Source organism: Plastoroseomonas hellenica (assembly GCF_018129085.1).
GTDB classification, from domain to species: Bacteria; Pseudomonadota; Alphaproteobacteria; order Acetobacterales; family Acetobacteraceae; genus Plastoroseomonas; species Plastoroseomonas hellenica.
This window is the reverse complement of the sequence record NZ_JAAGBB010000006.1, coordinates 123,996-137,786: the sequence shown is the minus strand read 5'-3', so window position 1 is coordinate 137,786 and position 13,791 is coordinate 123,996. Positions and strand designations below refer to the sequence as shown.

Annotated in this window: 14 protein-coding genes; 8 read left to right on the top strand and 6 right to left on the bottom strand. The window is 70.3% G+C overall.

Annotation, left to right across the window (positions count from 1 at the left end; genetic code table 11):
• The first annotated feature begins 114 nt into the window (after positions 1–114).
• From GXW71_RS06905 to GXW71_RS06875, 7 genes are all read left to right on the top strand, one after another.
• Positions 115–768: a hypothetical protein gene (locus GXW71_RS06905; RefSeq protein ID WP_211851678.1), complete on the top strand. Its 654-nt coding sequence runs from the start codon at positions 115–117 to the stop codon at positions 766–768.
• A complete protein-coding gene (locus tag GXW71_RS06900) occupies positions 765–1,259 on the top strand; it encodes a hypothetical protein (protein WP_367617261.1) in 495 nt (164 codons plus the stop codon). The genes GXW71_RS06905 and GXW71_RS06900 overlap by 4 nt, the downstream gene beginning before the upstream one ends.
• A gap of 1 nt (position 1,260) precedes the next feature.
• Positions 1,261–1,617: a hypothetical protein gene (locus tag GXW71_RS06895; protein WP_211851677.1), complete on the top strand. Its 357-nt coding sequence runs from the start codon at positions 1,261–1,263 to the stop codon at positions 1,615–1,617.
• Between the two features lie 115 nt (positions 1,618–1,732).
• Positions 1,733–2,965 carry an MFS transporter gene (locus GXW71_RS06890; protein WP_211851676.1) on the top strand — a complete coding sequence of 411 codons (1,233 nt, stop codon included), beginning with the start codon at positions 1,733–1,735 and terminating at the stop codon, positions 2,963–2,965.
• A gap of 190 nt (positions 2,966–3,155) precedes the next feature.
• Positions 3,156–4,133, top strand: a complete 978-nt coding sequence (locus GXW71_RS06885) for a Gfo/Idh/MocA family protein (protein ID WP_211851675.1) — start codon at positions 3,156–3,158, stop codon at positions 4,131–4,133.
• A 96-nt stretch (positions 4,134–4,229) separates the two neighbouring features.
• The gene (locus tag GXW71_RS06880) at positions 4,230–4,580 is read left to right on the top strand and encodes a RidA family protein (RefSeq protein WP_211851674.1); all 351 of its coding nucleotides are present in this window, start codon (positions 4,230–4,232) and stop codon (positions 4,578–4,580) included.
• A gap of 508 nt (positions 4,581–5,088) precedes the next feature.
• Positions 5,089–5,961, top strand: a complete 873-nt coding sequence (locus tag GXW71_RS06875) for a CHAP domain-containing protein (RefSeq protein ID WP_211851673.1) — start codon at positions 5,089–5,091, stop codon at positions 5,959–5,961.
• Between the two features lie 78 nt (positions 5,962–6,039).
• On the opposite strand, the gene GXW71_RS06870 is transcribed toward GXW71_RS06875, so the two are convergent.
• Together GXW71_RS06870 and GXW71_RS06865 are read right to left on the bottom strand one after the other, a co-directional pair.
• On the bottom strand, positions 6,040–6,618 hold the full coding sequence (locus GXW71_RS06870) for a cysteine dioxygenase family protein (RefSeq protein ID WP_211851672.1): 579 nt from the start codon (positions 6,616–6,618) through the stop codon (positions 6,040–6,042).
• 109 nt (positions 6,619–6,727) lie between these two features.
• Positions 6,728–7,789 carry an alcohol dehydrogenase gene (locus tag GXW71_RS06865; RefSeq protein WP_211851671.1) on the bottom strand — a complete coding sequence of 354 codons (1,062 nt, stop codon included), beginning with the start codon at positions 7,787–7,789 and terminating at the stop codon, positions 6,728–6,730.
• A 180-nt stretch (positions 7,790–7,969) separates the two neighbouring features.
• On the opposite strand from GXW71_RS06865, the gene GXW71_RS06860 reads away from it, so the two are divergent.
• Complete coding sequence (locus GXW71_RS06860; protein WP_211851670.1) at positions 7,970–8,611, top strand: YidB family protein; 642 nt, start codon at positions 7,970–7,972, stop codon at positions 8,609–8,611.
• 48 nt (positions 8,612–8,659) lie between these two features.
• Here the strand turns inward: GXW71_RS06860 and GXW71_RS06855 are convergent, their stop codons facing one another.
• The 4 genes from GXW71_RS06855 to GXW71_RS06840 all read right to left on the bottom strand — a co-directional run bounded on the left by GXW71_RS06855 (position 8,660) and on the right by GXW71_RS06840 (position 13,777).
• Positions 8,660–9,976 (bottom strand): NtaA/DmoA family FMN-dependent monooxygenase, encoded by a 1,317-nt coding sequence (locus GXW71_RS06855; RefSeq protein WP_246526354.1) that lies wholly within the window; start codon positions 9,974–9,976, stop codon positions 8,660–8,662.
• A 69-nt stretch (positions 9,977–10,045) separates the two neighbouring features.
• Positions 10,046–11,674, bottom strand: a complete 1,629-nt coding sequence (locus GXW71_RS06850; RefSeq protein WP_211851669.1) for a GMC family oxidoreductase — start codon at positions 11,672–11,674, stop codon at positions 10,046–10,048.
• A 164-nt stretch (positions 11,675–11,838) separates the two neighbouring features.
• Entirely contained in the window at positions 11,839–12,804 is a 966-nt protein-coding gene (locus GXW71_RS06845; protein ID WP_211851668.1) for a tripartite tricarboxylate transporter substrate binding protein, read from the bottom strand.
• 4 nt (positions 12,805–12,808) lie between these two features.
• Positions 12,809–13,777 (bottom strand): tripartite tricarboxylate transporter substrate binding protein, encoded by a 969-nt coding sequence (locus tag GXW71_RS06840; protein ID WP_211851667.1) that lies wholly within the window; start codon positions 13,775–13,777, stop codon positions 12,809–12,811.
• Positions 13,778–13,791 lie beyond the last annotated feature (14 nt).

The following is a 13,791-nucleotide window of genomic DNA, read 5'->3' as shown; positions in this document are numbered from 1 at the left end:
CACGCCCAGCACCCGTTCACATGGGATCTGAGAATCGATCGCAATTGCCGGGCCGCCCCGGCCTGATATCCTTATCGGCGCACCCGTGCCGGGCGGGCGCGCAAAGGACCGGCCATGCCAATTCCCTTCCCCAGCCAGGCCGCCGGCTTCCTCTGCCTGGCCCTGGCCGCCTGCGCCCCGCCGGCGCCGCCGGGTGCCGCGGACATCGCCGCCTTGTCCCCGGACGCCGCGCTCGATGCCCGCGCCCTGCCGCGGGGCGCCGCCGCGGCCCGCCCGGCCACCGTCAATGTCCAGGCCGACCCGGCTTCGGGTGCTGTGCTCTATACGGTCTCACCGCGGCTCCGCAGCGGCTCGCCGTCCAATCCGCCCGTGATCGACGCGAGCCTCGGCGCCTCCCGCCCGGGCGGGTCGGGGGCTGCGACTTATCAGGTGCTGGTCAGCATCGCCGTGCCGCGCGCCTGGCGCGACTTCTCCCGGGCGACGGGCCGTGACATGCCACCGATCGCCATGCGCCGCCTCGGCCGCAGCACCGATTGCCGGGCCGGCGCCGGCACCTGCCTCTATCAGGAAACGCTGCTGCTCGATCTGCCGGAGGCCGGCCTGCGCTCCCTGGCGGAAGCCGGCCGGGGTCTGCGGCTGCGGATCGAGGGCAATGCCGCCTTCATCGAGACCGGCCTGCCGGCCGGTCATCTCCGCGCCATCTTCGAAGCCATGGACCGCACGGCGTCTGGCGCCGCGCCGCCGGGCACCCCATCTCCGGCGCCGTGACCTCAGCCTCGCCGATCCGCATCGCCCGCACCCCGGACGGGGTGCTCACCTACGCCGTCGCCCTGCCGCCGCCCGCCCTGCCCGCGGTGCGGCCCCGGGACCTCCTGGCCGCCTGGGACATGGCGCGGGAAGCGGCCGCGGCCGAGCTCTGGGGCCCGCCCCGGCTGCTCCGCTTCGAGGGCAGGGACGGCGAAGCCACCACGCTGGCCATCGCCGACCGCGATGCCGCCGCCTGGGCGGAGGCGATCGATGCCCGTGCCGGGCTCGCGACCCTGCCCGGCCTCGCGCTCTGCCTCAGGCTGCTGGCCCTGGTCGAACTGCTGGCCCGCGCGCCGGCGCTCGCCGGCCTTTATCGGATCGGTCCTGAAGGCGCCGAATTCCACCCGGCGCTGATCGCCGCCGCCGCCGCAATTCCACTTGATGCCGCCGCGCGGTTCGACGCGGAACGTCTTCAGGGGCTAATATCGCGGTCAATTCCCGCCGAGGCCTGAGATGTACCGAGTCGCCCTGCCCCTGCTGCTGCTTGCCGCCTGTTCCTTCTCGGACCCGCCGGCGCCGCCGCCCACGGCGACGACCTCCAATGACGCGCCGACGATCGAGGCCGCCTGCCGGCGTCAGGCCGAACGCGTGGTGCTGTTCCGGGACCGCGGCCAGCAGATGCGCATCGACGAAGGCGAGAACCGCCTGGGCACCCAGGGCTCCACCCCTTCGTCGCTGCGTGCGCAGACCGACACCTATGGGCAGCAGGTCGAACGCGACCGACTGGCCAGGGAATGCGTGCAGGCCTCCCGCGTCGGGCCAAGCCCGACGCCCGGCGACCAGGCCCCGTCGCCTCGGCGCGCGCGCTAGACCGGCCTTGCTCCGCTTCGGCCGGCCTAGCCCTTTATTTCGACGAGCATCTTCACCCGTTCAGATGGAGCCATCTGAACGGGATCTGCTCTAGCGGGCCGCGGCGCCTCGCGCCGTGGCCTCGCTTTCCACGCTCAGCCGCGCGCTGTCGCATCGTGACGCGCGCATCTTCTTCGGTGCCTCCCTCACCGCCTGGACCGGGCTCTGGATGCATCGCATCGCGGTGTCCTGGTTCGCCTGGGAGCTGACGGGCAGCGCGTTCTGGGTCGGCATGGTCGCCTTCAGCGATCTGGCACCGGCGGTGATTGTGAGCCCGATCGCGGGCGCCATCGCCGACCGGGTGGACCGGGTGCGGCTGGCCATGATCACCCAGGCGGCGATCGGCACCGTCGTGCTCATCACCGGCACGCTGGTGGTCACGGGACAGATGACCATTGGCCTGCTGCTGCTGCTGGAATTCTGCTCCGGCACGGCGCAGAGCTTCGCCCAGCCGGCGCGGCAGACGCTGATGCCAGGCATCGTGCCGCGCGCCGACCTGCCGGCGGCGGTCGGGCTCAACTCGCTCTGCTTCAACGTCGCACGCTTCACCGGCCCGGCGCTCGCCGGCCCGCTGATCGCCTGGGCCGGCCCCGGCGTCGCGATCTACTGCAACGCGATCGCCTACTGGATCGCCACCCTGACCATGCCGATGCTGCGCATCGATCCGGCGCAGCGCCGCGGCCACCCTGCCACCGCCAGCCTCTTCGGCGAGATGATCGACGGTGTGCGCTATGCGGCACGGCATCCCGGGCTGGGTCCGCTGCTCGCCTTCGCGGCCATCTCCGCGATCCTGCTGCGTGGCGTGCAGGAGATCATGCCGCCCTTCGTCGACCATGTCTTCGGCCGCGGCGCCGAAGCGCTGGCGCTGCTCACCGCCAGCTTCGGCGTCGGCGCCCTGGTTGCGGGCGTGCTGGTCACGTCGCGCGGCAGGCTGGAGGGCGCGACGCGCATCGCGATCATCGCGGTGGCGGCGCAGGCGATCGCGACGGCGGCTTTCGTGGCGACCGGTTGGTTCCCGCTCGGCCTCATCGCGGGCGCGGCGATTGGCGCGGCAGCAAGCGTGCACGGCATCTCCGTGCAGACCCTGGCGCAGAGCGCCGCCGATCCCGCGATGCGCGGCCGGGTGCTGAGCCTCTGGGGCCTCATCACCCGCGCCTGCCCGGCCGCCGGCGCACTCTGCCTGGGTGCGAGCGGCGAGCTCTTCGGCCTGCGCGGACCGACCTTGGCGGCGGCGGCGCTCTCGGTGCTGGTCTTCGCCTGGGGCATGATGCGGCTGCCGCGCATGGCGGCAGCACTGGAAAAGAGCTAATTTTGCCCTCAAACACGTCGTGCCTGAGGTACGCCTTCGGCGTGACGCGGGGCGCATCCGCGCCCCTTGGCTTCCGCCCGGTCGTGCCGTAAGGCGCGCTTTGCAGCGCGACCGGCGGGCCGCATTCGCGGCCTCGGGCCGGTCAAGCGACCGACCCGTTTACGTGCCCGCTTACATGAAGGACGACACGATGCTCGACGCCGCCATCATCGGAATGGGCCGGTGGGGCCAGACACTGGTCGCCAGCGTGCAGGGCAAGAACGACGCGGGCATCCGCTTCGTCTCCGGCGCCACCGGCCGGCCGGAGCGCGCCCGCGACTGGGCCGCGCAGAACCGCATCAAGCTGGAGGACAGCTACGAAGCGGTGCTCGCCGATCCCGCGGTGAAGGCGGTGGTGCTGGCAACCCCACACCAGAGCCATGCCGAGCAGATCATCGCCGCCGCGCGCGCCGGCAAGCAGATCTTCGTGGAAAAGCCCTTCACGATGAGCAAGGCGAGCGCCGAAGCCGCCGTCGCCGCCTGCCGGGAGGCCGGCGTGGTGCTGGCGCTCGGCCACAACCGCCGCTTTCTGCCCGCGGTCGCGGAGATGCAGCGCCTGCTCGCCGATGGCAGCCTCGGCACCTTGCTGCATGTCGAGGGCCAGTTCAGCGGCCCGGGTGCCGCTGCCTACACCGCCGGCATGTGGCGCGCCGACCGCAGCGAAAGCCCGCTCGGCGGCATGGGCGGCATGGGCATCCACATGATCGACATGTTCATCCACCTGGCCGGCCCGATCAGCCAGGTCACCGTGCAGTCGCATGCGCGCGTGCTGGACAACGGCCTCGACGACACGACCGCGGGCCTGTTCCGCTTCGCCTCGGGCGCCACCGGCCTCTTTGCGACGCTCGCGCTGGCGCCGCGCTACTGGCGCGTCGCGTTGTTCGGCGACAAGGGCCTGGTCGAACTGAACGGGCATGAGCGCCTGGGCTTCACCCCGCGCGAGGGCGAAGGCTGGGTGCGCGAGTTCCCGAAGACCGACATCGAGCATGCCGAGCTCAAGGCCTTCGCCGCCGCGGTCGCCGGCGGCCCGGCCTATCCGCTGCCGGTCGCCGAGGCGATCCATGGTGCCAGCGTCTATGAGACGATGGTCCTGGCCGCGGAAGCCGGCAGCACCTACGCGGTGGCCTGAAACGCCCTCGCACCGGGCGTCCCGCGCCGAACCTTCCGGGTCCCGCGGTTCTGCTTTAGGAAAGCGCTGTCCTTCCCAAGGCCAGGAGCAACGCCGATGAGCAAGATCAACCGCCACGGCTCGAACAAGATTCTCTCGAGCGCGGTCGAGTACCACAACTTCGTCTTCCTCGCCGGCATGACCGCCGACGATCTCTCGCAGGACATCACCGGCCAGACCCGCCAGGTGCTGGCGAAGATCGACGCCGCGCTGGAAGGCCACGGCACCGACAATACCCGGCTGCTGACCGCCCAGATCTGGCTGAAGGACATCCGCGACCGCGACGCGATGAACAAGCTGTGGATCGAGTGGCTGCCGGAGGGCGGCGCCCCCGCCCGCGCCTGCGTCCAGGCCAACATGGCCGACGCACGCCACCTGGTGGAGATCATGGTCACCGCTTGCCGCTAGGGCGGATCGCTTGAGGCGAAATCGCCGAAAAGCGTAAAAAGCGTAAGTCGCATCAAGCGACGTGCTGGAGCATGAGCTGAGCGTCAGCGAGTGCATCATGCTCCAGACCTGGCGGCGGGAGCAGATCGCCATGGGAGAAACCGCCCGAAGACGTGAAGAAGACGTGAATCTGCTCCTGCAAACGACAGTCATCGCGAATCATTGCGGCGGGCGGCCCCAAAAGGGCCGCCCGCTTGTGACTCCGGTCACTGGACATACTGTGGCTTTTCAGCCGCAACACTGTGGCATCGGTCGCATGTCAGCCATGCGATAGGACTGAGGTCCCCTCTCCCGCTCTGCGAGCAGGGTCGATCCGACAAATCACCCCAGGTTACGCCAGGTAACGCTTCAGCGGGTTGTGTGGTTGCACCGCACCCTCTACCGAAAATGCCAACGCGGCCGTCACGCAGCCGTGAGGGGTAGGCGAGTAGTTCCGTGCCACTGGCACGGCTTGTGGGGATAGGGGTGCATGAGGGCGATACCGGCGGCGCTGGCGGCGGCAATCCTTTTCGCGACGTTCGGCCCGGCAGAGGCTGAGGCGCGGGCGACGGAAGGCCGACAGTCCCGACAAAGCGCCCAGGTGGTCACCCGTAGCGCCCATGCCGCCCGTCCCCCTGCTGCCGCCGCGCGCCAGCAGGCACAGCGCGGCCCGCAGGCCACCCGGCAGCAAGCGACCCGCCAGAATACGGTGCGCCAGGCGAGCATGCGCCGTGTCGCGATGCGCGGCGGTGCCGGCGCCAGCGGCGGCGGTGGCGGCATCTCCTGCGTTCCCTATGCGCGGCAGGTCACCGGCATGGCGATCAGCGGCAATGGCCGCGACTGGTGGCACAATGCCGCCGGACTCTATGCCCGCGGCAGCCGTCCAGAGCCGGGCTCGGTGATGGCGATGCCGGGCACCGGCGCCATGCGCATGGGCCATGTCGCGGTCGTCGAGCGGGTCGTCGGCGCGCGCGAGATCGAAATCCAGCACGCGAATTGGGGTGGCCCCGGCATCCGCCGCGGCAGCGTCATGCACGGCGTCTCCGTGGTCGATGTCTCCGCCAACAACGACTGGTCCGCGGTGCGGGTGCAGGTCGGTCACAGCGACAACGCCTTCGGCCGCGTCTACCCAGTCTATGGCTTCATCCACAACCGGCCCGACCCGACGGGTGGCAGCATGCTGGCGGGCACCTCCACCGGCCGCCGCCCGGTGGCCATCGCCCAGGGCGGCGATTCGCCCTCCCTCAGCGGGCTGCGCAGCAGCACTGAACTGGCGCAGGCGCCGGCCGCTCCGGCCCGCAACACCACCAGCGGCAGCGGCTGGCGTTCCCTGGTGCTGCCGGCCAACGTCAGCTACCGCTGATACAAGCCATCCTCGCGAAAAGCGCCCCGGTCCCTGCGGACCGGGGCGCTTTTCGTTTGGCCGCGCGGTCGCCGGGGTTCAGACCCAGGGATTCGGCAGGGTGGGATTGTCGTAGCCGGTCTTGACCAGCGACGCAGCCGAGGTCGCCGGATCGAACATCTGCCGATCAATGGCGCCGATATTGCCGCCATAGAGATGGATCGCCACCCCCGCTACTCCGGGCCGCGCATTCTCCACCTTGTGGATGTCGTAGGCATCGAGGCCGAGCAGCATCACCTCCCCGGCTCCCAGCCGGTCGCGCCGGCCTTCCCGCATCGGGCCGCCGGCCGCATCAGGCACCATCTCGACCGAGACCTCTTCGCCTTCCAGCACGCCGACGGCACCCCAGACGCCGTGATCATGGACCGGCGTGACGCTCTCCTCGGTTCCCCAGACGAAGCCGATCAGGCTGAACCGCTCCAGGGGATCGCCGTAGAGGATCTGCTGGCGGAAGCCCGGCCCAAAGGACCGGAAGCCCGGCGACAGCCAGCCGGATGTCGCCACCAGGGTCCGCAGCAACTCGGCGCCCGCCGCCTGCTGGCGCCGGGCATCCGTCTCCTCGGTGACCAGCAGGGTCATGGCACGCAGGAACGCGCGCAGCGGTTGGGCGGCGCTCATCGATGGTGCCTCATCTGCCTTCGGGGTACGCGAACCTAACCGTCTCCGTGCCTGGGACGCAACGGAGCTTCCGCTGCTACCAGGCGCCTCCGGCGCCGTCCCTGCTCCGTCAAGCGGCAGTCAGCACGATGCGGCCGACCACTTTCCCGTCCTTCAGGCGGTTCAGCGCCGCGTCCGCCTGATCGAGCGGCATGCGGGTGATCGGAATGCCCGGCAGCTTACCCTGCTGGGCGATGTCCACCAGCGCCCGCAGCTCCTTGGGATTGCCGACATAGCTGCCCTGGATGGTCAGGGCGCGGATCGGCACCAGCGGCAGCGGCACCGAAAGCTCGCCGCCGAACAGGCCCACCATCACCAGCTTGCCGCCCTTGCGCAACGCGTCGAAGGCGAAGCGCGCCGTCTCGGTGCCGTTCACCAGATCGATCACCGCCGCGAGCTGCCCGCCCGCCGCCTCCACGATGCGCTTCGTGGTGTCGGTGCCGCCGGCGAGCACGGTGTCGGTGGCGCCCGCCTGCTTCGCTGCCTCCAGCTTCTCGGCCGAGACGTCGACGACCAGGATGCGCTTGTGCCCGAGTGCCTTCAGCACCGCGATCGCATTGAGCCCAAGCCCGCCGGCGCCGACCACCGCGATCGCCTCCTGCGGCGGCAAGGGCAGCACCTTATTGATCGCCGAATAGACGGTGATGCCGGAGCAGGCATAGGTCGCCGCCAGCGCGGGATCGAGGTTGCCGACCGGCACCAGGTGGCGCGGCTCCGGCGCCACGACATGGGTGGCATAGCCGCCATTCTGGTAGACGCCGAGGCTGCGCGGCTGGAGGCACATGTTGTCCTCCTCGGCGACGCAGCTCGCGCACTTGCCGCAGCCGACCCAGGGGAAGACGATCATGTGGTCACCGGGCTTGAGACCGGCGCCATTGGCCTCCGGCCCCCATTTCACCACCTTGCCGACGATCTCATGGCCCATCGCCAGCGGCAGCACGACGCCGCGGTCGGCCAGCTTCATCTTGCCCCGGCTGCCGAGGTCGTATTCCCCCTCCCAGATATGCAGGTCGGAGTGGCAGACGCCGGCATGGGTAATCTCGAGCAGCACCTGCTTGCCGGTGGGCTCCGGCGTCGGCAGGTCGAGCGCCTGCAAGGGTTTGCCGGTTTCGACGACGGACCAAGCGCGCATGGTATCCTCCCGATGAAGCTTGTTCCCGGCGATGGCAGCAAGGCGAGGGCGCGCGGTCAATGCGCTACACTATAACCTTCATCGCGAAGCGCTCCTGCCGGGCACATGCACGCGCTTGTCGCTGGACGCCGCCGCTCCGTTGGGGCTCTCGTGGCGGCCCGGCAACGAGGAGATCGGTCGATGGGCCAGAGCGGGATGTCTGGGCTGGAAGGGCTGCTGAGCCAGCTCTCCAGCGGGAATGGCGGTGGCGCCAACGGGCTGGACGGGCTGCTTGGCACGCTGCGCCAGGCCGGCCTCGGCGAGCAGGTCGACAGTTGGGTCAATGCCGGCGCCAACCGCCCGGTCGAGCCGGAGGCCCTCACCCAGGCCTTCGGGGCCGAGCGCTTGGAAGGCGCGGCCCAGGGGCTCGGCCTGCAGGGCGGCGCCCTGGCCGGGATCCTGGCGCAGCTCCTGCCGGTTCTGATCGACCGGCTGACGCCGCAGGGCCAGATGCCCTCGGCGCCCCAAGATGGCGGCGAAGGCAATTGGGGCTCCATCCTGGGCGGGCTGCTCGGCGGCGGCCAGAGCGGCGGCGCTCAGGGCGGCGCCCTCGGCGGTGGGCTCGGGAGCATCCTTGGGGGATTGCTCGGGGGTGCCGGCGGCGCCCAGGGCGGCGGTGGCCTCGGCGATATCCTGGGCGGGTTGCTGGGTGGCGCCGGTGGCGGCCAACTGCCGCAAGCGCCGCAGGATCCTCGCCCGGCCGCCGCCGGCCCTGCCGCGACGACCGGCGGCGATGGCGATCCTTTCGGCGCCCTGCTGCGCGGCATCAACCGCGGGAGCTGACCATGCGAACCGGCCCCTTCGGGCAAGCCGCCCGAACGGGCCGGTGCTTCAGAATTCGAGCAGGTTGTCGCGGAACTGCGCGTGGCCATAGGCGCGTCGCGTCAGCCCACGCGCCTGCAGCGCCGGCACCAGCCCGTCCGCAATCTCGGCCACGGCACGGCGGCTGACATCGGGCAGCGACATCAGGAAGCCGTCGCCGCCGACCTCCTCCATCGCCTCCGCCATCTGGCCGGCCACCTCGTCCGGCGTACCGAGCAGATCGACCGAGCCCGGGATGCCGCGATAGGCCATCATCGCCTGGCGCAGGCTGCGCTTGCCGGCGACGCGCTTGAAATCGTCCAGCGACTGCTGGTGGCCATTGGTGTGCAGATCGAGCTGATCGACCGGGGTGTCGAGGTCGTACTTCGAAAAATCGATATTCGTGGTCTTGCCGAAATGCGCCAGCAGCCGCGGCACATGCGCTTCGGCCCGGGCCAGCTTCTGGCGCTTCCTGAGCTCCGCCTCCTCCCTGGTGTCACCGAGGATCGGGTTGACCAGGAACAGCACCTTGATGCTGTCGGGATCGCGCCCCTGCGCCGCGGCGCGGGCGCGGACATCCTCGCGATAGGCACGCATCGCGGCGGTGCCCTTCACGCTGGCCACGATGGTGTCGGCATGGAGTGAAGCAAACTGCCTGCCGCGCGGGCTGCCGCCGGCCTGCGCGATCACCGGTCGGCCCTGCGGGCAGGGCCCGGAATTCAGCGGTCCGCGCGTCTTGTACCAGCGCCCTTCGAAGGGTGCGGGATGGACCTTGGTATGGTCGACCAGCATGCCGCTCTCGGTGTCGGCCTGGATCGCCCCCGGCTCCCAACTGTCCCAGAGCCCGTTCACCGCGGCCATGTACTCATCGGCCATGTCGTAGCGCAGGTCGTGCTCCGGCATGCCGGGCAGGCCGTAATTCATGGCCGCGACATCGGAGGAACCGGTGACCATGTTCCAGCCGATCCGCCCCGAGGAGATCTGGTCGAGCGTCGCCACCAGCCGCGCCAGCAGATAGGGCGGATAGGCGAAGGTCGACAGCGTCGGCACGATGCCGATGCGCTTCGTCTGCGCCGCCATCAGCGTCGCGATCACGCTCGGGTCCTGGCGCGGCACCGACAGCCCGTTGCGCAGGTAGATCTCGCGGGAGCCGCCATAGCTCTCGCCCACATAGGAGCTGTCCTCGATCAGGATGTAGTCGAAGCAGGCCCGTTCCAGCGCGCGCGCCATGTCGCAGAACAGCTCCGGCACCATCCAGTCGCGCCCGATCGCGCCGGTCCAGGGCTCGCCCCAGGCCTGCACCGAGGAGCCCTGCAGGAACCAGCCGAGATGAAAGGGACGCGCCATCAGTCGTATCTCCAAACGAGGAACCGATGCCTGTCCATGCAGGCTTCATGCCGCGGCGATGAGCCAGCTTCACGCCGCGGCGGCGAGGCTCCGTCCGCGGATCAGATCCGCCGCTTTCTCCGCGATCATCAGCGTCGTCGCATAGGTGTTGGAAGAGGTGATGTGCGGCATGATCGAGGCATCCGCCACGCGCAGCCCCTCCAGCCCATGCACCAGCAGCTCGTCGCTGACGACCGCGGTCGGATCGGTGCGCGGTCCCATGCGGGAGGTGCCGACGAGATGGTAGGTCGTGCTGCCGTTGCGCCGCGCAAAATCCAGCAGCTCGTCGTCGGTCTGCACATCCTTTCCCGGCAGGGTCTCAGTCTCCAGGAAGGGCGCGAGCTCCGGCGTGTTCAGGAAGCGCCGCAGCAGCCGCATGCCCGCGAGGTGCACGCGCTGGTCGTCCGGATGGGTCAGGTAGTTGGGCTGGATCTCCGGATCCTCGAAGACGTCGGCGCTGCGCGCGCGCACCCAGCCCGAGCTCTCCGGCCGGTGCTGCCAGGCGCCGGCGGTGACGCCGGGATAGTCGTCCAGCACATAGACCTTGCCCTCGGCATAGCTGCCGGGGGTGAAGACGCATTGCAGGTCGGGCTGATCGAGGCCTTCGAAGGATTTCCAGAACACATGCACATGCGAGACGCAGGTCGCGAGGATGCTCGGCCGCCGCGCCGCCCAGCGCAGGATCTGCCCGCCGAGCCTCAGCCCCTTCGACAGCTCGTTCAGCGTCTCGACACCCGGCCGCGCCCGCATCACGAAGCGGGAGGCGTAGTGGTCGCGGAAATTCTCCCCGACGCCCGGCAGCTCGTGCAGCACCGGCACGCCGATGCGCTGCAGCAGCGCCGCCGGCCCGATGCCTGACACCTGCAGCAGCCGCGCCGTGTTCGCCGTGCCGGAGGAGAGGATCACCTCCCGCCGCGCGCGCACCACCCTGCCCTCGCCGCCGCGCCTCTGGATGTAGCGCACGCCGACAGCGCGCCTGCCCTCCAGCAGCACCGCTTCGGCACGCGCGTTGGTCCGTACCTCGAGGTTCGGGCGTTTCATCGCGGGGTGCAGGTAGCCGCGCGCCGCGCTGATGCGGCGGCCATTGCGGATGACACGCTGATAGTAGCCGACGCCTTCCTGGTGCCCGCTGTTGTAATCCGGGTTGCGCGGGATCCCGAGGCCCATCACCCCCTTGATGAAGGCTTCCGACACCGGGTTGAACCAGTCCATGTCGGTGACCGGGATATTGCCCTCTCGCCCGCGCGCCTCGCCGCCGAAGCCGATCCGGCCTTCGCTGCGTCGGAAATAGGGCAGCACGTCGTCATAGCCCCAGCCGCGATTGCCGCGCTGCGCCCAGTTGTTGAAATCTCCCGGCTGGCCGCGGTTGTAGATCAGCCCGTTGATGGAGGAGCCGCCGCCGAGCGTCCGCCCCTGGGTGGTGGCAATCGCGCGGCCGCCGGTGTTCGGGCCCGGCTCGGTCTTGAACTGCCAGGTCACGCCCGGGTCGAAGAGCGTCTTGATGAAGCCGGCGGGGATATGGATGTACGGGTTGCGGTCGGGGGGGCCTGCTTCCAGCACGCAGACCGTGACACCGAGGTCCTCGCTCAGCCGGTTCGCGAGCACCGAGCCGGCGGCGCCGGCACCCACGATCACGTAGTCGAAGACATCCACCGCCACCTTGCGCCCTCCCGTCGATTCCTCCCAATGGTGGCGTGTGCTTTGTTTTGCCTCAAGCGCCGGCGCTCGCATTCGCGGCCTCGGGGCATCGCTTCGCTCGCCGCCGCAGGAACGGGTGGCGGCCTGCGGCCGCTTTTTGCTGGACCCTTTTGGCAGTGCCTGGATCATTCCGCGCGGATGTTGTTCTCCCGTACGACGCGCAGCCAGGTGGCCATCTGTTCGTCAAGGAAGCGGCCGAAGGCCTCCGGCGTCGAGCCGACGATATCGACCCCCTGCCCCTCGATCAGCCGCTGGCGCAACGTAGGGTCAGTGAGGCTCTCGGCCAGCGCGGCATGGAAGCGCGCGAGGATCGCATCGGGAATCCGGGCCGGGCCGAGCATGCCCCAGAAGGCTTCCGCCGCCACATGCGGGAAGCCCTGTTCGGCGATCGTCGGCAGGTCGGGGAGCGCGGACGAACGGCGATGCCCGCTCTGCGCCAGCGGCCGGATCGTGTTGCCCACCTGGCCGCCGAGCCCGACGCGTGATGCGATCACGAGGTCGATCTCGCCGGCAGCAGCGGCCGTCGACATCGGGCCGCCGCCACGATAGGGCACGTGCACCATCGATATCCCGGCCTCCCGCGACAGCAGCGTCATGGTCAGATGCGACAGGCTGCCATTGCCGACAGTGCCGTAGGTGATGGTGTCGGGCTGCGCGCGGGCCGCCGCGATCACCTCGGCTAGCGTCCGCCAGGGCTTGGCGTTCGGCGTGCAGAGCAGCATAGGCGAGGTCGCGACCAGCATCACCGGCGTGAAGTCGCGCCGCCCGTCATAGCCGAGTTGCGGCTGCAGGGCGCCGTTCACCGCATGGGTGTCGAAGACCAGGACCCAGGAATTGCCGTCCGGCCGGTCGCGCGCCACGACGGCGGTGCCGACCGCGCCCGAGGCACCGGAGCGATTCTCCACCACGACAGGCACGCCAAGGCGCTGCTGCAGCCCGGGGAGCAGCAGGCGGGCGATGGTGTCGACGCTGCCGCCCGGCGGAAAGGGCACCATGATGCGGATGCTGCCGCTCGGCCACGGCGCCTGGGCATGGGCGATCGCCGGGGCAGCAATCGCGGCGGCAAGGGCGGCGCGGCGGGTGATCGGCATGGTCTCAATCCGGTCGGATGTTGTTCTCACGCACCACCCTGCCCCAGGTCGCGATCTGCGACGAGAGGAAGCGCGTGAAATACGCGCCGCCCTGCGGATCGAGATCGATGCCGAGGCCGGCCACCCGGTCGCGGAGCTCCGGCACCGCCAATGCCGAGCGCAGCGCCGCCTCCATGCGCCGCGCGACCGGTTCCGGCAGCCGCGCCGGACCGAGGAAGCCCCAGAAGGCGCGGGCATCGATCTCCGGTGCGCCGGACTCAGCGAGCGTCGGCGTATCCGGCATGGTGGCGCTGCGCGTGGCACCGGTCTGCGCGAGCGGCAGTAGCGCGCCACTGTCGATATGCGGCCCGATCGCCGGCCGCGTCGCGATCGGCAGGTCGACCTCGCCGGCCGCGGCTGCCACCGCGAGCGGCCCGCCGCCGCGATAGGGCACGTGCACGAGCTTCACGCCGGTCGCCTTCTCGAACAGCGCCATGGTCAGATGCGCCAGGCTGCCATTGCCGATGGTGCCGAAGGTCACACTCTCAGGCCGCGCCCGCGCCGCCGCCAGAACGTCGGCGACGCTGCGGTAGGGCCGGGTGCGATGCGCGGTCAGCACCATGGGTGCGGTGCCGAACAGCAGCACCGGCGTCAGGTCACGTTCGGTGTCGAAGCCCATGTTCGGGATCAGCGCCGGGTTCACGGCATGGGTGTCGAAGACCAGCACCCAGGTATTGCCATCGGGCGCCGCCCGCGCCGTCGCCGCGGTGCCGAGCGAACCGGAAGCGCCTGTGCGGTTCTCAACCACCACCGGCACGCCGAATTCCGCCGAGAGCCTGGGCTGCAGCAGCCGCGACAGCGCGTCCGTGCTGCCGCCCGGCGGGAAAGGTACGATGATGCGGATGGGGCCATTCGGCCAGGCGGCGGTCTGGGCGAGCGCCGGCGCGGCAAGCGCGACCGCGCCCGCGGCCAGCATGTGGCGACGGGTCAGCATTGATTGGTTCCTCC